This window comes from Qipengyuania citrea (assembly GCF_024171405.1).
Taxonomy (GTDB): domain Bacteria; phylum Pseudomonadota; class Alphaproteobacteria; order Sphingomonadales; family Sphingomonadaceae; genus Qipengyuania; species Qipengyuania profunda.
The window spans coordinates 2,232,433-2,248,280 of sequence record NZ_JALJZT010000002.1 but is presented as its reverse complement, the minus strand read 5'-3'; the positions used below and the strand labels follow the sequence as shown (position 1 = coordinate 2,248,280).

Annotated in this window: 20 protein-coding genes and 1 tRNA gene; 6 read left to right on the top strand and 15 right to left on the bottom strand. The window is 63.0% G+C overall.

Annotation, left to right across the window (positions count from 1 at the left end; all coding sequences use genetic code 11):
• Positions 1-20: 20 nt before the first annotated feature.
• Positions 21-2,084 carry an Atxe2 family lasso peptide isopeptidase gene (locus J2S32_RS11915; protein ID WP_253521664.1) on the top strand — a complete coding sequence of 688 codons (2,064 nt, stop codon included), beginning with the start codon at positions 21-23 and terminating at the stop codon, positions 2,082-2,084.
• Here J2S32_RS11915 and J2S32_RS11910 read toward each other — a convergent pair.
• The 4 genes from J2S32_RS11910 to J2S32_RS11895 all read right to left on the bottom strand — a co-directional run bounded on the left by J2S32_RS11910 (position 2,073) and on the right by J2S32_RS11895 (position 5,311).
• Positions 2,073-3,794 carry an asparagine synthase-related protein gene (locus J2S32_RS11910; protein WP_083437435.1) on the bottom strand — a complete coding sequence of 574 codons (1,722 nt, stop codon included), beginning with the start codon at positions 3,792-3,794 and terminating at the stop codon, positions 2,073-2,075. The genes J2S32_RS11915 and J2S32_RS11910 overlap by 12 nt on opposite strands.
• Positions 3,791-4,396, bottom strand: a complete 606-nt coding sequence (locus J2S32_RS11905; protein ID WP_253521662.1) for a lasso peptide biosynthesis B2 protein — start codon at positions 4,394-4,396, stop codon at positions 3,791-3,793. The genes J2S32_RS11910 and J2S32_RS11905 overlap by 4 nt, the downstream gene beginning before the upstream one ends.
• Before the next feature lie 58 nt (positions 4,397-4,454).
• Positions 4,455-4,592 (bottom strand): benenodin family lasso peptide, encoded by a 138-nt coding sequence (locus tag J2S32_RS11900; protein WP_253521660.1) that lies wholly within the window; start codon positions 4,590-4,592, stop codon positions 4,455-4,457.
• Positions 4,593-5,236: 644 nt separating this feature from the next.
• A tRNA-Gly gene (locus J2S32_RS11895) sits at positions 5,237-5,311 on the bottom strand.
• A 194-nt stretch (positions 5,312-5,505) separates the two neighbouring features.
• On the opposite strand from J2S32_RS11895, the gene J2S32_RS11890 reads away from it, so the two are divergent.
• Complete coding sequence (locus J2S32_RS11890) at positions 5,506-6,426, top strand: tetratricopeptide repeat protein (protein ID WP_253523092.1); 921 nt, start codon at positions 5,506-5,508, stop codon at positions 6,424-6,426.
• Positions 6,427-6,434: 8 nt separating this feature from the next.
• Positions 6,435-7,046, top strand: coding sequence for an LON peptidase substrate-binding domain-containing protein (locus tag J2S32_RS11885; protein ID WP_253521658.1), 612 nt, complete (start codon positions 6,435-6,437; stop codon positions 7,044-7,046).
• A gap of 35 nt (positions 7,047-7,081) precedes the next feature.
• Here J2S32_RS11885 and J2S32_RS11880 read toward each other — a convergent pair whose 3' ends face one another.
• The 5 genes from J2S32_RS11880 to argB form a co-directional block, all read right to left on the bottom strand.
• Positions 7,082-7,705: a MarC family protein gene (locus J2S32_RS11880; protein WP_253521656.1), complete on the bottom strand. Its 624-nt coding sequence runs from the start codon at positions 7,703-7,705 to the stop codon at positions 7,082-7,084.
• Position 7,706: 1 nt separating this feature from the next.
• Positions 7,707-8,408 carry a YybH family protein gene (locus tag J2S32_RS11875; protein WP_253521652.1) on the bottom strand — a complete coding sequence of 234 codons (702 nt, stop codon included), beginning with the start codon at positions 8,406-8,408 and terminating at the stop codon, positions 7,707-7,709.
• Positions 8,405-9,301, bottom strand: a complete 897-nt coding sequence (folD, locus tag J2S32_RS11870; protein ID WP_253521649.1) for a bifunctional methylenetetrahydrofolate dehydrogenase/methenyltetrahydrofolate cyclohydrolase FolD — start codon at positions 9,299-9,301, stop codon at positions 8,405-8,407. The genes J2S32_RS11875 and folD overlap by 4 nt, the downstream gene beginning before the upstream one ends.
• Positions 9,301-9,591 (bottom strand): YggT family protein, encoded by a 291-nt coding sequence (locus J2S32_RS11865; protein WP_253521646.1) that lies wholly within the window; start codon positions 9,589-9,591, stop codon positions 9,301-9,303. The genes folD and J2S32_RS11865 overlap by 1 nt, the downstream gene beginning before the upstream one ends.
• An 80-nt stretch (positions 9,592-9,671) precedes the next feature.
• Positions 9,672-10,568 carry an acetylglutamate kinase gene (gene argB, locus J2S32_RS11860; protein WP_253521643.1) on the bottom strand — a complete coding sequence of 299 codons (897 nt, stop codon included), beginning with the start codon at positions 10,566-10,568 and terminating at the stop codon, positions 9,672-9,674.
• 216 nt (positions 10,569-10,784) lie between these two features.
• Here argB and J2S32_RS11855 point away from each other — a divergent pair, with 216 nt between their 5' ends.
• Both J2S32_RS11855 and J2S32_RS11850 read left to right on the top strand, forming a co-directional pair.
• Positions 10,785-11,177 carry a hypothetical protein gene (locus J2S32_RS11855; protein ID WP_253521641.1) on the top strand — a complete coding sequence of 131 codons (393 nt, stop codon included), beginning with the start codon at positions 10,785-10,787 and terminating at the stop codon, positions 11,175-11,177.
• 167 nt (positions 11,178-11,344) lie between these two features.
• Positions 11,345-12,025 (top strand): hypothetical protein, encoded by a 681-nt coding sequence (locus J2S32_RS11850; RefSeq protein ID WP_253521638.1) that lies wholly within the window; start codon positions 11,345-11,347, stop codon positions 12,023-12,025.
• Positions 12,026-12,054: 29 nt separating this feature from the next.
• Here J2S32_RS11850 and J2S32_RS11845 read toward each other — a convergent pair whose 3' ends face one another.
• The 4 genes from J2S32_RS11845 to J2S32_RS11830 form a co-directional block, all read right to left on the bottom strand.
• Complete coding sequence (locus J2S32_RS11845) at positions 12,055-12,357, bottom strand: hypothetical protein (protein WP_253521635.1); 303 nt, start codon at positions 12,355-12,357, stop codon at positions 12,055-12,057.
• Complete coding sequence (locus J2S32_RS11840; protein WP_253521633.1) at positions 12,357-13,187, bottom strand: hypothetical protein; 831 nt, start codon at positions 13,185-13,187, stop codon at positions 12,357-12,359. Before J2S32_RS11840 ends, J2S32_RS11845 begins: the two co-directional genes overlap by 1 nt.
• A gap of 199 nt (positions 13,188-13,386) precedes the next feature.
• Positions 13,387-13,638 (bottom strand): hypothetical protein, encoded by a 252-nt coding sequence (locus J2S32_RS11835; RefSeq protein ID WP_253521632.1) that lies wholly within the window; start codon positions 13,636-13,638, stop codon positions 13,387-13,389.
• An 80-nt stretch (positions 13,639-13,718) separates the two neighbouring features.
• Complete coding sequence (locus J2S32_RS11830) at positions 13,719-14,177, bottom strand: DUF1294 domain-containing protein (protein WP_253521630.1); 459 nt, start codon at positions 14,175-14,177, stop codon at positions 13,719-13,721.
• 173 nt (positions 14,178-14,350) lie between these two features.
• Between J2S32_RS11830 and J2S32_RS11825 the strand changes: the two genes are divergently transcribed.
• Positions 14,351-14,719 carry a thermonuclease family protein gene (locus J2S32_RS11825; protein ID WP_253521627.1) on the top strand — a complete coding sequence of 123 codons (369 nt, stop codon included), beginning with the start codon at positions 14,351-14,353 and terminating at the stop codon, positions 14,717-14,719.
• A 64-nt stretch (positions 14,720-14,783) separates the two neighbouring features.
• On the opposite strand, the gene J2S32_RS11820 is transcribed toward J2S32_RS11825, so the two are convergent.
• Both J2S32_RS11820 and J2S32_RS11815 read right to left on the bottom strand, forming a co-directional pair.
• Entirely contained in the window at positions 14,784-15,431 is a 648-nt protein-coding gene (locus J2S32_RS11820; RefSeq protein WP_253521625.1) for a hypothetical protein, read from the bottom strand.
• Entirely contained in the window at positions 15,421-15,777 is a 357-nt protein-coding gene (locus J2S32_RS11815) for a hypothetical protein (protein ID WP_253521623.1), read from the bottom strand. Before J2S32_RS11815 ends, J2S32_RS11820 begins: the two co-directional genes overlap by 11 nt.
• Between the last annotated feature and the right edge of the window lie 71 nt (positions 15,778-15,848).

Genomic DNA, 15,848 nt, shown 5'->3' with positions numbered 1-15,848 from the left:
GCGACCAGGACCCGTGTGCTTTGTTCGATGAAACGCCGAGCAGCGCGCAAGCGCAAAGATCGGCATTCACGCTCGACGACCAGGTCCGGATTGCGGACATCGGCAGGACAGCTCCGACCGGCGCGCCTTCGGCGTTCGAAATCTCGCCCGATGGCGAACGGATCGCTTTTGTTGTGAAGCGCGCAAACCCGCAAGCCAATGCGTATTGCCTGAGGCTCATGGTGACCACGATGGATGGAAGCGAGACTGAAACCGAAATCGACAGGGGCGGTGAGTTTATCCGGGATGACTTTCCGCTCCGCGATTTTCCGACGATCATGGGTGGATGGGACAGGCCCAATGCGCCCCGCTGGTCTCCTGACGGCGCACGCATCGGCTATCTCAAGCGCATCGATGGTTCGACGCAGGTTTGGATTGCCGATCCAGCAGGCGGAAATCCAACGCATCGGGCAACGGCCATGCCCGACGATGTCGACCGCTTTGCCTGGACGGCTGACGGCAATGGCCTCATCGTGCAAACACGTCCGGGCATTCGCCAGCAGGCAGAAGCGATTGCGCAAGAGGCTGCGCGAGGCTTCCTGTTTGACGATCGCTTCTCCCCGCAATTTGCCGACCGCCCGATCCCGACTGGTGAGATTGCCCCGGAATATGTCTTCGTGGCCCTCGGCGATGGCAGCGTCCGTCCGGCGACAGCCAGCGAGGCCGAGCTTCTCGTTGCCCACCGGCCTGCCACTCTGCCTGCGCAAGCACGCGAATATGCCGCAGGGCCGGATGGATATGCGGCGTGGCTTGAACCCAAGCATCCCGACCGGCTGATAAGTCCATCGCGCATCGCAGTGATGCAGCCCGGCGGCAGCCGGATCTCCTGCGATGCGGAGGCGTGCGAAGGGATCCGCCAACTGTGGTGGACAACCGCAGGCCAGACATTGCTTGCCCTCCAGGGAACGGGCTGGGCGAACAGCCAGATGGCGATCCTGCGCTGGGATATGGAGGAGGGCCAGCCCCGTTCGCTGCTGACAACCGATGACGTTCTGATCGGGTGCAGCCCTTTTGCAAACGAACTGATCTGCGCGCGCGAAGGGGCTGCGAGGCCCCGGCGCATCGTTGCCATCGATATCCGAACGGGCGCCGAGCGGGTGGTCTACGATCCCAACCCAGACCTGGCGAACGCAGTTTTCGGAACCGTACAGCGGCTCCGGTTTCGCAATGCATATGGTTCGGAAAGCTTCGCCGATCTTGTTCTGCCGCCCGATCACAGACCGGGGCAGCAACACCCATTGGTGGTCGTGCAATACACCAGTGACGGCTTCCTGCGCGGCGGGACCGGCGACGAAGTGCCGATCCACCCGCTGGCAAACCGCGGCTTTGCTGTGCTCAGTTTTGATCGCCCGACCTTCTCGGCTGCAGCGCTCACCGCAACGAGTGAAGAGGAGCTTGTCCGCGCCAACCGCGCCGACTGGATCGACCGCCGCAGAGTGCAGTCGTCCCTGGAGATCGCGCTCGAGCTCGCCATCGAAACGGGTGCGGTCGATGCCGGGAGGATGGGCATCAGCGGATTCAGCGACGGCGGATCAACAGTGCAGTGGGCTCTTATCAACTCCGACCTGTTCCAAGTGGCCTCTATGGGCTCATGCTGCGAAGATATGTATTCCTATCCGACGGCAGCCGGGCCCCGGTTTACAGACTTCGTTCGCGCGATGGGCTACCGCCACTTCGAGGCCGGGACCGAAGAATTCTGGAGACCCATGTCGCTCATCCTCAATGTCGACACGGTAGATGTGCCGATCCTCATCCAGACTGGCGACAGCGAATATGAAGGCGGCCTCGATGTGATAGAAACCTATTCGCATCGCGGGCGGGCCATCGAACTCTACGTGCTGGAGAACGAAACGCATGTGAAATGGCAGCCCGCCCACCGGCAGGCGATCTACGAGCGATCGACCGAATGGTTCGAATTCTGGCTGATGGATCGTATCAACTGCGATCCGGCACGGGTGCAGCAATACCGGCGGTGGAGCGAGATGGAAGGCGCCCCCTCTTCCGAAGAGTTGAAATGTTTCGACGGGCAATCCTTATTGCCATGACCGGGTCCAGGTTTCGGCCTCGGCCAGATCCAGAAGCCGGTAGATGGTCGATCCATCGAGCGACGTATCGAGTTCAAATGCGGCTTCAACACTTGCGCGGTCGAGCAATCCATTCCGTGCAATCAGGCCATCGAGCAACAATTCGCGAAGGGCGCTTCGATGGTGGTGGAACGCGAGGCGGATGAAGCTGTCTGGTCCTGATTTGGAGGTGCGTGCCAACAGGCTCGGCGGAAGGTCAGCGGCAAAAGCGTCGCGCGCGAGCGCACGATTGCGACCGCCTTTGGCCCAAAGCCATGTGGGGATGCTCAGGCACAATTCGAGCAAAGGCTGGCTCATCAGTGGTGAGAAGCGTTCAGGCCCGATGCCAAGCCCGTGAACATGGTGCTGGGCGCGCATAATCAGGGCAAGATGATCGTGTTTCCCCCCATGGCGCCCCACATCGATATCGACCCAGGGTGTTACGGGGTCCAGCGGCTCATCCGATGCAAGATGATCGGCAAGCAAACGCCGGTCGCAAGGCCATTCGCCGCATGGGCGGCGCACCAAACGCTTTAGCGTCGCCTTGACCATGGCAGGCAAATCGCAGCCGGTAACCCGGCACATGTCCAGAATGGTTGCGACCGCACCGCGTCCGGGTCCCTCAACACGCAAGTGGTCGACGACCGGCGCCGCTGAATGAAGAAAGCAGAACAGATTGTCGCCGGCATTGCCATCGAAGACGATCTGCGCTCCGAGGTCACCTGCGGCATCGGCGAGCAGCGCATCGATGGTCGACAGAAACGATCTGCGGCTCGGACGCGGAAGACCGGCCGAGGCGCTGATTTGGGGATCGAAACGCGCAGGATCGTAAATCCGCTCGGCATATTCTGCACCCAGGTGCTCCGCCAGAAGGCGAGCATAGTCCCGCTCGTCGCCGCTTCTGTCCGCTGTCGCGAGCGTGACGCAGGAAAACGGTTTTTGCGCCCTCGCAAGCGCGGCGCAGACGAGGGAAGAGTCGACGCCGCCCGACACCGCCACTGCTACGGGCCCAAGCTCGTCGACCCATGCGCCCATGACACGGATCGCCATTTCACGAAGGTGTGATCTCGCTTCATCATAGGAGAGCGATAGTCTGCCCGGCAGGAACTGCTGCGCGCGCCAGATTGGGAATTCTTCGGAATCGCAAGCAGCCGGATAGGTCAAGGCACCGGGCCGAAGCTCGTCGACACCGACGAGGCAGGTTTGTCTCGCGCGCAATTCGGAACACATCGAAAAGCGAGCCAGAGAATCCCAAGATATACTCATCCTCTTGCCGCAGGCCTGCTCGAAAAGTTTCGGATCAGAGGTGAGCACCACATGGGTTGTTGTCACCAGGCGGTAGATCGGAACCAGTCCGGAAGGATCCGGCAGTACAGCCAAATCGCTACGGTCCTGATCGGGCAGAATTGCGATATAGGCACCCCAGAAGTTCGCGGCGAGTTTGGCGGCGAGGCATTTCGCAGAGCGAGCACCCACCTCTGGCAACTGAGAAACGCGATGCGCGGTGTCCCGGGAGAAGAGCGTGCCGATCACACATCCGGCAGAGCTAAGATCCGCGACACGCGTGTCTCTCGCTGTCCAGAGCCGCGGGATATCGCCGCACAGATCCTTCAGGCTTGGCATCGTCTGCAGCCGAGCAGACGCCCCCGATCTGAGGCGCGGCAATGCGAGAGCAAAGCGCAGTGTGGTCATACAACCAGTATCGGCGTGTACCGCAGCACTTCCTCGGCAGTGTCGTTGAGCACGGCCTCGCCGTGCTGGACCCAGCAATGAGCGCCGAACGGATCGCTTCTGACGCCTATAACAATATGGGCGTGGATACCGCGCCGGGCCAGCCGCAGAGATAGCGCAATCGAGCGCGGCAAGCAGCGATCTGCTGCACTGCGCAGGAGCCGGGCGTGTTCAAAGGCGCGAAGCTCAATAGCCCGCTCGGTCTCACTTGTATCACTGGTCACCAGCGGACCTTTCGGGCGTTTCAGCTCCAGCAGGACTTCGCGGAAAGAACGCGTTGCAATTCGGCGCTCGATCCGGCGCTGGGTCCAGATTGCCGCTGAAACGCGGGCCAGCCGGAAGGGGCCCTCATGGATCTCGGGCGAAACAATACGCGGTCTGGTCCATTCAGGTGGGCGCGGGAAAGCGGTTGGTTGATACCAGTCTTGGCCCTTAACCTGGGCGCGAAAAGCCTCCTCGCGAGGCGCTGGCAGCTGAAAGTAGCGATCCTCGGCAATATCGAGAAAAACGAACCTGCCGCTGCATTCGGCCCAGGCGATATCGCTGCTGCTGAACTCGGTCACGGCAGTAGGATTGCAGCGAAGGGGCGCGGTCCTGCTAGAACGCGCGCCCCCGCGAGGCTCACTCTTCGGCGAGGCCGGTCGCATAGGACAGTCGGCCGCTGCTCACATCGATATCGAACAGGGCGTTGCCCTTGGTCTCCACCGAGGCCTTTCCGAGGTCAATGACCTCATTCTCATTATGTTCGAAATCCTTCATCACTTACTCCTCTTTCTGGATTCACGACTCATTGTGTCGCAACCCCAAGACTGAAGCTGAGCAAGGAAAACGGCCAACTTATAATGCCATTATAAATCAGCCCGCAAATTGCGGATGTGACCGGGCGATGAAAACGCCCGTTGGCAGGCGCATCGATACCTTTAGCGTGCAGCCTGGACATACGCATCGACACCCGGTCGCGAATAACAGTGGCTCGCGGGTCTTTGATAAATCGTCAAGGTTGGAAGAAAATAGTCAGCAATACCTACTTTTCGGGACTCAAAGCAGTCGGTCGTCTTCCGCCTGATGCAGTACTTTTTGCCCGGCGCCGCGCTTTGGCGAATTCGCCAATGTAGATAATGAAGGCGAGTGGGCATTCCGATTCACAATATGGCCAGCTAGTTGTCGGTAGTCTCGAAGAGATCACGAGGCCAGCGCCGACGAGGGCTCCGATGTCGCGAATCGCCAGTGCCCTCGCAGGATCGGCGGTGGGACGGGTTGGTACGCGTCTGGCGAATATCTAGCCGTCCGAGACGACCTGTTCTCCAGCGTAAAAACGGTGGTCACCCGGTGGTCACCTGCCGTAAAAATCGCTAGTCAGCTTCAAGAACGGTTCTTTAAGCCGTTGAATTGACTACGAAAAATGGAGCGGGCGAGGCGATTCGAACGCCCGACCCCAACCTTGGCAAGGTTGTGCTCTACCCCTGAGCTACGCCCGCTCACTGGCGCTACCGGAACCCGTAGGCCCGGTGGGGAGGCGGCCAACTAGCAGCGGTCCCTGAGTCCCGCAAGCCGAAAATTGCAGAATTTTTGCGGCTCTTGCGGGTGGACCGGCGCTCCTTCACATTGGCGTGCGAATGCCCACATGGGGCAGACGCGATTTTCGAACGAAAGGTGGATTTACGTGGCGAGCATGGGTCTGAGCATGGATGAACAGAAAGCGGTCGAACGCTTCAAGACCGAGGTCGTCGAACCGTCGATGTCGCAGCTGGTCATCCTCGATTTCCATGCCGAATGGTGCGGCCCGTGCAAGGCGCTGGCGCCGATGCTCGAAAAGGTCGCGGCGGAATATGCCGACAAGGGCGTGATCCTCAGGAAGGTCGATGTCGACGAGGAAAAGTTCATCGCCGCGCAGTTCCAGGTCCAATCGATCCCCACCGTCTATGCGCTGTTCCAGGGGCAGCCGGTCGCCGACCTGACCAATGCGCGTAGCGAATCGCAGATGAAGCAGACGCTCGACCAGATCCTTGCGCAGCTGCCGATCCAGGCGGGCGGGGAGCAGGGCGCCGCCGCCGGACAGCCGCAGCAGGATGTCTCGCAATTCGTGACCATGGCCGAAGACGTGCTGGCCGAAGGCGATGCCGAACGCGCCGCGGGCATTTTCGCGCAGGTCGTGCAGATGGCGCCCGACAATGCCGCCGCGCATGCCGGACTGGTCCGCGCGCTGGTGCAGGCCGGGCATGTCGAACAGGCACAGGCTGCGCTGGCGGCTGCCGAAGCCGATCCGGCGCTGGCCGCCGATCCACAGGTCGAGCAGGCCAAGACCGCGCTCGAACTGGCCGGCAACCGCGTCGACGACAGCGAACTGGCAGCGCTGAAGGACAAGGCCGCCGGCGGCGACATGCAGGCGCGCTATGAATATGCCGAGGCGGCCTTTGCGGCGGGCGACCGCGATGCTGCAGCCGACGAGCTGCTGGGCATGTTCGAAACCGATCGCGAGTGGAACGAGAGCGCGGCCAAGGCCAAGCTGCTGCAGATCTTCGAAGCGGTCGGACTGGAAGACCCGTGGGTGGTGAACACGCGCCGCCGCCTCTCCAAGCTCCTCTTCGGGTAAGCTGCAGCTTGAGCGTCCGTCTCTCCATATTCCCCCTCCCCGGTGCGATCCTGTTTCCCGGCCTGCAGTTGCCGCTGCATGTCTTCGAACCGCGCTATCGCGACCTTGTCGGGCATGCGCTGGCCAAGGACCGCCTGATTGGGATCATCCAGCCGCAGCAGTCGAAGGACGGTGCCCCGCTCTACGAGATCGGCTGCGTGGGACGGATCGCGGATGTCGAGGCGCTCGAAGACGGGCGCTACAACATCGTCCTCGACGGCGAATCGCGATTTCGCGTGTTGCGCGAAATCGATGTCGCAACCGCATTCCGCCAGGTCGAGGCCGAGCTGATCGAGGAGTCCGAGGACGAGGTGCTTTCGAGCGTCGAGCGGGCCGGCTTCGAATTCGAGGCGCGCCGCTTTGCCGACATGCAGGGCTATTCGGTCGATTGGGACTCGGTCGCACGGCTCGACGACGAAACGCTGATCAATGGCGTGGCGCAGATCGCCCCGTTCGACCCGGCCTCGAAACAGGCCCTGCTCGAAGTGCCCGACCTCAAGCAGCGATGCGAATTGATGATCCAGCTGATGCAGTTCTTTGCGCTGCGCGACGACGGCGACGAAATCGTTACCTTGCAGTAGGCGCCGCCGGCGGGTGAAACCGGCGCCGGGCCGCGTCACCCGACGAAAGTGCCCTTCAGCCCGTCGAGCACATATTGCGTCGCGAGCGCGGCGAGCAGCACGCCCAGCAACCGCGTGATCACCGCCTCGACCCGGTCGCCCAGCACGCGGATCAGCGGACCTGCGGCAATCAGCGCCGCGGCGGTCAGAGCGAGCACGGCCAGCATCGCGCCGAGAACGACCAGCGTTTCCTCGGTCCCGCGCGCTTCATTGGTCAGCAGCATGATCGCGGCGATCGCGCCGGGACCCGCCAGCATCGGCATCGCCATGGGGAACACCGAGACATCCTCGACTTCAGGTGTCGCAGCGACCTTCTCGGCCCGGTCCTCGCGCCGCTGGGTGCGCTTCTCGAACACCATTTCCAGCGCGATAAGGAACAGCATGATGCCGCCCGCGATGCGGAAGCTGTCGAGCTCGATATGCAGCGCGTCGAGCAGATCCTCGCCGAACAGCGCGAAGCCGATGAGGATGATGCCCGCGATGACCACTGCGCGGATCGCCATGCTGCGGCGCTCGGCAGGGGCCGCGCCCTTGGTCAGCCCGGCATAGATCGGGGCGCAGCCGGGCGGGTCGATAACGACGAACAATGTTATGAAAGCCGAAAAGAACAGCGCGGTCATGCTAATCCTCCGAAGGTGCGATTACGCTGCCTGTCATGGCGTCGACCATCATGCCGTCGCGGTGCAGCATCAGTTTCCAGTTGCGCGACAGATCGGGCGACACGACGAAGGTCAGGAACAGGCTGCTGTCCGCGCTGACCTGGTCGAAATAGGTACCGCCTGTCACCGGACGCGATTGTTCGGCCTGTTCGCGCAGTTCGGCGGCGAGCCCGCGAGCGGGGCAGTCGGCGACATCGGTGCGCACGAATTCGGGGGCTTCGAGCGGTGTCTCGAGGCTATCGCCCTGATCGAGCGTCCAGCGGTATTCGCCATCGCGGCGGCGTTGCCACACGGTGGTGAAATAGCCGTTCGAGCCATCGGGCCGCTGCCAGGCACCGCGCGTCACCGCCAGCGAGCCGTCGCAGCTCGACCAGACGTGATGCGGCTGCCAGCGCACGGCCTGCGCGGGATCCGCGCGGCCCTTCAGCCAGTCGCGCGCGATGACCGGTTCGGGGACGAACATCACGCCGTCATCGGCGGCATATTCGCGAAAGGCGGTCCACTGCCCTTCGTCCTGCGCCATGCGCGCGAAGCCGAGCTCGGCGGCGACCACTTTCGAAGGATTGGCGGTCGGCTTGAGCATTCGCACATAGCGGTCGCGCGGGTTCGGCCCGGTGGAGCAGGCGGTCAGCGCCAGCGCCAGCAGGGCGATCGCCAGTCTCACAGCGCGCCTTCGGGCAGGTCGAGACCGGCGTTGCGATAGGCCGCAACCAGCGTGTTGCGCAGCAGCACCGCGATCGTCATCGGTCCGACGCCGCCGGGGACCGGCGTGATCGCCGCAGCGACGCCTTGCGCCCCGCTATAGTCGACATCACCGACCAACCGGCCCTTGTCCGCGCCCGGTTCGGGCGGCAGGCGGTTGATACCGACATCGATCACCGTCGCTTGCGGCTTGAGCCATTCGGCCTTGACCATTTCGGCCCGGCCCACCGCCGCAACCACGATATCCGCGCGCCGGACGACGCCGGGCAGATCCTTGGTGCGGCTATGCGCGATGGTGACCGTGGCATTGGCATCGAGCAGCAGCTGCGCCATCGGCTTGCCGACGATGTTCGAGCGGCCGATCACCACCGCTTCGAGGCCCGACAGATCGCCCAGCCGGTCGGTCAGCAGCATCATGCAGCCCAGCGGCGTGCAGGGCACGAAGCCGCTCTGACCCACGGCCAGCCGCCCGGCATTGGTTACGTGGAAGCCGTCGACATCCTTGTCGGGGCTGATCGCGGCGATCACCGCCTGTTCGTCGAGATGATCGGGCAGCGGCAGCTGGACGAGGATACCGTCGACCGCCGGATCGGCGTTCAATTGCGCGACCAGCGCGAGCAGGTCCGCCTCCGCCGTATCGGCGGGCAAGCGGTGCTCGAAGCTTTCCATGTGTGCGGCCACGGTCGCCTTGTGCTTGCTGCGCACATAGACCTGGCTCGCCGCGTCCTCGCCCACCAGCACCACCGCGAGACCGGCCTTGCGGCCCGCCGCCTCGGCGAATTTCGCGGCCTGCTGGCCAACGCGCTCGCGCAGCTTGGCGGCGAATGCCTTCCCGTCGATGACCTGCGCCGGCATCAGCCGTAGATCACATTGCCGAGAACGATGAGGACGATGTTGAGCAGGATGATCAGCACCAGGGGGGAGAAGTCGATCTGGCCCGTATTGGGCAGGAGGTTGCGGATCGGACGCAGGACCGGTTCGAGGAAGCGGTTGATGGCCATGTAGAAGCCAGCGAGGAACTCGTTCGACCGGTTCACCACGTTGAAGGCAAACAGCAGCCCGATGATGAACTGGATGATGATCAGCATCACCAGTACGTTGGTGAGCATGGCGATGATCTGGTAGATAGTGCTGAGCGCCTGCATGTGATCGAGCGTTCCCTTGAAGCTGCCGTGTCGCGCGTCCTACAAGCGCGACACGCCCCGCGCTACCCCCATCCGACGGGTTAGACCCCGCGGCTGACCAGCGTACCCGCGCCGCGGGCGGTGAAGAATTCGAGCAGCATCGCATGCGGCACGCGCCCGTCGAGCACCACCGCCGCCTCGCAGCCCGATTCCACCGCCTGGACGCAGGTTTCGAGCTTGGGGATCATCCCGCCCGAGATCGTCCCGTCATCGCGCAGCCGGTGGATGTCGGCGGGCGTCAGATCGGTGAGCAGCTCGCCCTGCTTGTTCAGCACGCCCGGAACATCGGTCAGCAGCAGCAGCCGCGCCGCGCCCAGCGCCGCCGCCAGCGCGCCCGCCATGGTGTCGGCGTTGATATTGTAGGTATGGCCGTCCTCGCCCACGCCGATCGGTGCGACCACCGGGATCATCCCCGCACCGGTCGCGGTTTCGAGGATCGCCGTATCGACCCTGGCCGGTTCGCCGACGAAGCCGAGATCGAGCACTTTCTCGATATTGCTGTCGGGGTCCTTGCGCGTGCGCTGCAGCTTGGTCGCGGTGACCAGCCCGCCATCCTTGCCCGAGATCCCGATCGCCTTGCCCCCGGCGCGCGCGATCGAGCCGACGATCGCCTTGTTGATCGCGCCCGACAGGACCATTTCGGCGATCTCGGCGGTCTGCTTGTCGGTGACCCGCAGCCCATCGACGAAGGTCGTCTCGACGCCGAGCTTTTCGAGCATCGCGCCGATCTGCGGACCGCCGCCGTGGACCACCACCGGATTGATGCCGACCGCTTTCAGCAGCACCACATCCTCGGCGAACTCGCGCGCCGCGCGTTCGTCGCCCATGGCATTGCCGCCATATTTGACCACGAAGCTGCGGCCCGCATAGCGCTGGAAATAGGGCAGCGCCTCGATCAGCGTTTCGGCCTTGGCGTGGATATCGCGTGTCTCGTTCATCGGCGGCGAAATAGCGGCGGCGGGGCCGCGAGGCAAAGAAATTGGAAGAGGGGCGGCGATGGCTGGGCTTCATGAACCGCAGATAAACCCGCGATAAACGGGTGATGAACCGGCTCGCCCCGCCAATCGCAGGGCACATTTCGGCGCAATTGCGGGAGCCGGATCGCCGCCCCCGCCGTATCCCGGGTCCCAAGAACGAAAACGGGAAACGCAGATATGACCAAGCTTACCGCACTAGCCGCCGCCCTGCTTGCCACCACCGGCGCCACCGCCGCGAGCGCGCAGCTTGCCGGACCGGTCACCGGCGCCGTCGATGCGACCGCCAATGCCCGCGTCGATGCACAGCCGACGCTCGACCGCGCCCAGCGCACGACCGACAGCGTGACCGATCGGGCCGAGACCGCCGCAACGCGGGCCCGCACGCGGACCGAGGCAGCGACCGACGCCGCTCAGGACCGCCTCGAAGACACGGCCGAGCAAACGCAGCAGGCCGCCGATCTCGAAACGCAGGTCGATGGCAGCGCCAATGCCGATGCTTCGGCACCCGGTGTCGACGCCACGGTAGATGCCGAGGCGGAGACCACGGTGGATACCCAGCCCGAGCGCTGAGGATAAACCAGACGATCGGCCGCGGCGGGCGATCCCTCCTCTTCCCGCACAGCGGCCGCATCGGGGGCGGCGGGTCAATCCCGTCGCCCCTTTTTGCGCGGGCATGCGGCGCGAGCGCGAAATTCATCGGGCTTTGCGTTGGCTGGCCCAGCCCCTAGGCTGGCGCGATGCATATCGCCCGATTTCTCCTGCCGCTCGCGGCTCTCGCCCTTACCGCCTGTGCGCCCGCGCCCGGCCCCGCCGCTGGCACCCTTGCCCACCCGCAGGAGGCATTCTGGCAGGCGTTGTCGAGCCATTGCGGCAAGGCCTATGCGGGCGGGCTCGCCAGCACGGATGCGCGCGATGCCGATTGGGCGGGCAAGCGCATGGTCGCGCATTGGGCCGAGTGCGAGGAGACCCGCGTGGCGATCGCCTTCCATGTCGAGGAAGCGCCCCCGTCCTCAGGCAGCGAAGCGGTAGAACAAGAACCATCCTGGAACCGTAGCCGCACATGGATCGTGACCCGCGAAGGCACCGGCGCAGACACGCGGTTCACGCTCAAGCACGACCACCGTCATGCCGATGGCGAGGCCGATGCAGTGACCTTTTATGGCGGGACCACTGCCGACGCAGGCAGCGCGAGCGCGCAGGACTTCCCCGTGGACGCCGAAAGCGTGACGCTGTTCACCCGTGAAGGGCTTGGCGCGTCGCTGACCAATGTCTGGCGGATCGAAGTCACACCGCGCGGCAGCGCCAACGCACGCTTCGCCTACCAGCTCACGCGCCGCAACGACCCGACCCGGGTGTTCCGCGTCGAAATCGATGCCAACGCGCGGGTGGAACCGCCACCCGCTGCGTGGGGCTGGTGACAGGAGCGCCTTGCGACACCGCGTAGGCGTTAATCCTCTGCCGCCGCGGCTTCGCCCCGGACGGGGACCCGGTAAGCGTGGAAGACCTGCTTCACACCGCCGATGACCAGTGGGCCGGATGCGATGAAGTCGCTGTCTTCCGGCGGCACGGACGCTTCCGGGAGAACCACGATCGAACTGGCAGGCATGACGAGCCGGCGAGCATACACACCGTAATTGTCCGTCTCGTCGGTCCCGATATCGGTCAGGATCAGCGAAAGCTCGCGCGCGCGCAATTCATGGCCAATGTCCTCGGCGTTCTGTCCCGCCAGTTTATGGATGATATGCGCCATTACTGCCCTCCACCGAATACCGCGTTTTCGAAAGCGTCGAGTTCGCTTTCCTTGCACAATGTGTTGAGGTGATCGGATGCGGCATAGGCCTGACCCAACTTGCTCGCGAGCGGAGCATCATTGGCGACCGCGGACTTGCCCGCCTGTGCAGCGCCGCGGTTGATGCGGGCCAGCGCCTCATCGGGCACCGCGGACTCGTCACCAGGTACGCCGGCGATCATCCGATTGTAGAGACTTCGCCGCCGTACATCCTGCTGTTCGGTTGGCAGACAAAGCTCGATCGCGGTGCTGTAATCATATTCCGCATCCTTGATCTCTTCCGCGGCGCCTTCGGCGGCCTTGCCGATCGCGCGGTCGAGACTTCCGGCCGACTGGTAGCGCCACAGGTCGGAAAAGCCCTGCTCGAGCGAATATTCGCCGATCGGGCTCGCCATCCCTTCCATGATATGTCCGCGCAGCTTGAGCCGCTCGGCATCCATGTAGGAAATCAGCACCGGCAGCGTCTTCTCGAAATACAGTTCGCGGTCGAGGCTGGCGCGCGCCCCGCCCGCGCCCGTGGCGAGGGCGGACAATTCGCTCGCCGCGCCATCCCAGATCGCGCCCGCGCTGGTCAGGCCGAGCGTCAGCATGTCGAGACCGACATTCGAGCCCTTCCGGCCCCGCGACAGGTCCCGCCGGAAGGCATCGTAGCGCGTGTCGATGGCCAGCAACCACACGCTGATCACGCGGTTGCGATAGGCCTTCTTGTCGGTTTCCGTCTGGATCTGCTGGAGCGTCGGCGCGAGGCCGTAGCTCCCGACGGCGACGTTTACCGCCGCATCGGATGCCATCACCGGCTCCTGGATTCCGTCGAACGAGGCGCATCCCCCCAGCGCCGCACAGCTCAGTACCAAGGCAAGTTTTCGCAGGCCCATTTCCGCTCTCCCCCAAGAGTGCCGATGCCGCCATCTTGCGGTCACCGGCAAACGCTAGGGGCACGGCCCGCCGCGCGTATAGGAGATTCCCGACAGCGCGGCGCGGGGGCCTGGCCTATCGCGCGATGGGTTCCGCGTCGCTGGCCTCGTCGCCGGCCGGCTCGGTGCCATCCTCGGGCACATTGGTCATCGGCGTGTCGGGCGTATCAACCTCGACCGCGCCGGGCACTTCCTCGGTCACGATCAGCTCGCCGCCACCTTCATCGGTCGCGTCGACTTCATAGGTGGTGTCCTCGGCTTCGCCGCAAGCGGCGAGAGCGAATGCGACAGCCAGCGGAAGGGCGGCGGCGGTGAAACGGGTGGTCATGGCAATACTCCTGTCACGGGATGGTGCCCCCGCAGCTTCGCACCGTAGTGGATACGACGCAAGCCGTTCGCGCGGGCGGCTCAGTAATGCGGTTCGCAGGCGACCCCGTCGCCGTCGCCGTCCATGTCGGTCCGGTAGCCCGGCTCGCCATAGCGCAGCGGCGCTTTGCCCGCAGCGCGCACTTCGTTGCAGCCGGGGTAATGGACGCTCGCCATGATCGCATCGAGCCGCGCCTGCTCTTCGGGCGACGTCCGGTTCTCCAACGCAACAAGCCCGCCGACGATGCCCAGATTGAGCAGCACCCCGCCCCCCAGCTTGGCGGTGAAGGAGGATTTGCGGATCTTGTGCCGGAACAGCGCCCGTCCGGCGAGCGCGCCGACGATACCGCCGATGACGACGAAGAACACCAGCGTCGCCTCGGCCACACGCCAGCCGCCTCTCTCGGCCTGCATCTTGTCGTAGCCGAAGGCGAGGAAGGTAAGGAAATTGACCGCGATCAGATAATAGGTCGCGAGTTCGAGCACCTGCAATTTCGACACCGCTGTATCTCCCTCGATAGGCGGTCGGCGAGACGCCGCTAGCGCGTTGACGCGATAGGTCTTTCTGCCATCGCGGCACGGGATGCAACCCGCAGGCATGGGGCTGGTTGTAATCCCTGTTACGCTGCCCTGCGCCTTTCCCGTGCCCGGGCTTCCTGCCGAGCGAACCGCAGGTGATCGAAGGGCCCTGCACCCGCCGCGGGCAGGGCCGCGGCTATTACTGCGTGGTGGATGGCGACACGTTCAAGATGGGCGACACCAGCGTGCGGGTGGTCGGGATCGACACGGCGGAGCGCGACGCCGAATGCCCGGCAGAGGCGGTGCAGGCCGAAGCCTCGACCCGCGGGCTGCAAGGCTGGCTCAACCGCGGCCCGTTCCGCATGACGCACCGGCTGGACGAACCCACCGACCGCTACGGCCGCGCGCTAAGGACCGTCTACCGCCTGCGCCCCGATGGCGGCGAGGACCGGCTGGCGAACTTCATGCGCCGCGAGGGCGGCGCGCGGGGTTATTGGGGTGGGGGAAGAGGGGAGTGGTGCTGAACGAGAAAAATCTTTCGCGTTTCAAAGCTTATATCCGAACAAGATAGGTTCATTCAGACTCGCGTTATTCATTCAACGCAATTTCACTCCGCATTTTCGATACCGCGTGCGTAAGGCTTCGAGATAATTCCTCCGAGCTTACGGTGCTATCCATCATGTTTCCTTCAACATCTTCACAAACATTCAACAGCACAAAATCCATGGGGCGCGGACCGCTAATTTTTGGATTTACGCCCTCCAGCTCCAATTCGGAATGATTAAAGATAACGTAAACCAATCCGTCGACCAATCCAGATCGGTTATGATTACTAAAATTTGCGGGATTTAAGACCCTACCTATGTTGGATTTCGGATTGAAAATCGACTTTACTTCGATCCCGATTATTGCGTCACCGCTACGAATACCGAAATCGAAAGGCATCGAATCGCTGTAGGTTTCGATTGAGTCGGATATTTTCATCAACGCCTCGTGCACAATGAGTTCATCGTCCAAGTATCTTTTGACTACTTGATCGACGCTATGCTTTGATGAATCAACATCGATTCTCTCTTCTTTCTGCAGGCGGCCGACTTTGACAATAACTTCTTCGAAGCCATCTTTAACCACGAACTTCGAAAATATTTCGCGACCCTTGCGAGCTGCTAGAAGAGCAACAAGCCCCGAAACGACTGCGATAGCGATCTCATAGAATAGTGGCATACTACCGCTCATATGAAGCTGATTTTACGAAAACGGTGATTTGAGCCAATAGATAGGACGCCAGCCCTAAGGTATAGGTCAGGGAAAGACCAAAGAGGCCTGATTTCACCTTCTTCTCATAAACATCGCCAATTACCATGGCCCATATCGCAATGAGAGCTATCGCAATAAAAAACGTGACGTAGGTAGCATATAATTCAGAGGTGAGCTGGCGCGTGTATTCCACACCCGCATGGCTTCCCGTTTTGCGGGTGTGTACACGGAATGATGATATTAATACCGAAACGGAACACGCACAAAGAGCTGCCGGAGCGAAATCCCAATTTTGAGCCTCAACAGGCTTAAGAAATTGCTCCATCAAAATGAGAAGCGCCGGAAAAAAGAATGCACAAATTCCAGAAACTAGCCGCATAGTCCGCGCAAAAGCCC

Excerpts from the sequence above, each read along its gene's own strand:
- J2S32_RS11910 (WP_083437435.1), bottom strand. The coding sequence starts at position 3,794 with ATGACCACACTGCGCTTTGCTCTCGCATTGCCGCGCCTCAGATCGGGG.
- J2S32_RS11865 (WP_253521646.1), bottom strand. The coding sequence starts at position 9,591 with ATGCAGGCGCTCAGCACTATCTACCAGATCATCGCCATGCTCACCAAC.
- J2S32_RS11850 (WP_253521638.1), top strand. The coding sequence starts at position 11,345 with ATGCATATCGCCCGATTTCTCCTGCCGCTCGCGGCTCTCGCCCTTACC.
- J2S32_RS11890 (WP_253523092.1), top strand. The coding sequence starts at position 5,506 with ATGGGTCTGAGCATGGATGAACAGAAAGCGGTCGAACGCTTCAAGACC.
- J2S32_RS11880 (WP_253521656.1), bottom strand. The coding sequence starts at position 7,705 with ATGACCGCGCTGTTCTTTTCGGCTTTCATAACATTGTTCGTCGTTATC.
- J2S32_RS11820 (WP_253521625.1), bottom strand. The coding sequence starts at position 15,431 with ATGAGCGGTAGTATGCCACTATTCTATGAGATCGCTATCGCAGTCGTT.
- J2S32_RS11855 (WP_253521641.1), top strand. The coding sequence starts at position 10,785 with ATGACCAAGCTTACCGCACTAGCCGCCGCCCTGCTTGCCACCACCGGC.
- J2S32_RS11840 (WP_253521633.1), bottom strand. The coding sequence starts at position 13,187 with ATGGCATCCGATGCGGCGGTAAACGTCGCCGTCGGGAGCTACGGCCTC.
- argB (WP_253521643.1), bottom strand. The coding sequence starts at position 10,568 with ATGAACGAGACACGCGATATCCACGCCAAGGCCGAAACGCTGATCGAG.
- J2S32_RS11845 (WP_253521635.1), bottom strand. The coding sequence starts at position 12,357 with ATGGCGCATATCATCCATAAACTGGCGGGACAGAACGCCGAGGACATT.
- folD (WP_253521649.1), bottom strand. The coding sequence starts at position 9,301 with ATGCCGGCGCAGGTCATCGACGGGAAGGCATTCGCCGCCAAGCTGCGC.
- J2S32_RS11900 (WP_253521660.1), bottom strand. The coding sequence starts at position 4,592 with ATGAAGGATTTCGAACATAATGAGAATGAGGTCATTGACCTCGGAAAG.
- J2S32_RS11835 (WP_253521632.1), bottom strand. The coding sequence starts at position 13,638 with ATGACCACCCGTTTCACCGCCGCCGCCCTTCCGCTGGCTGTCGCATTC.
- J2S32_RS11815 (WP_253521623.1), bottom strand. The coding sequence starts at position 15,777 with ATGGAGCAATTTCTTAAGCCTGTTGAGGCTCAAAATTGGGATTTCGCT.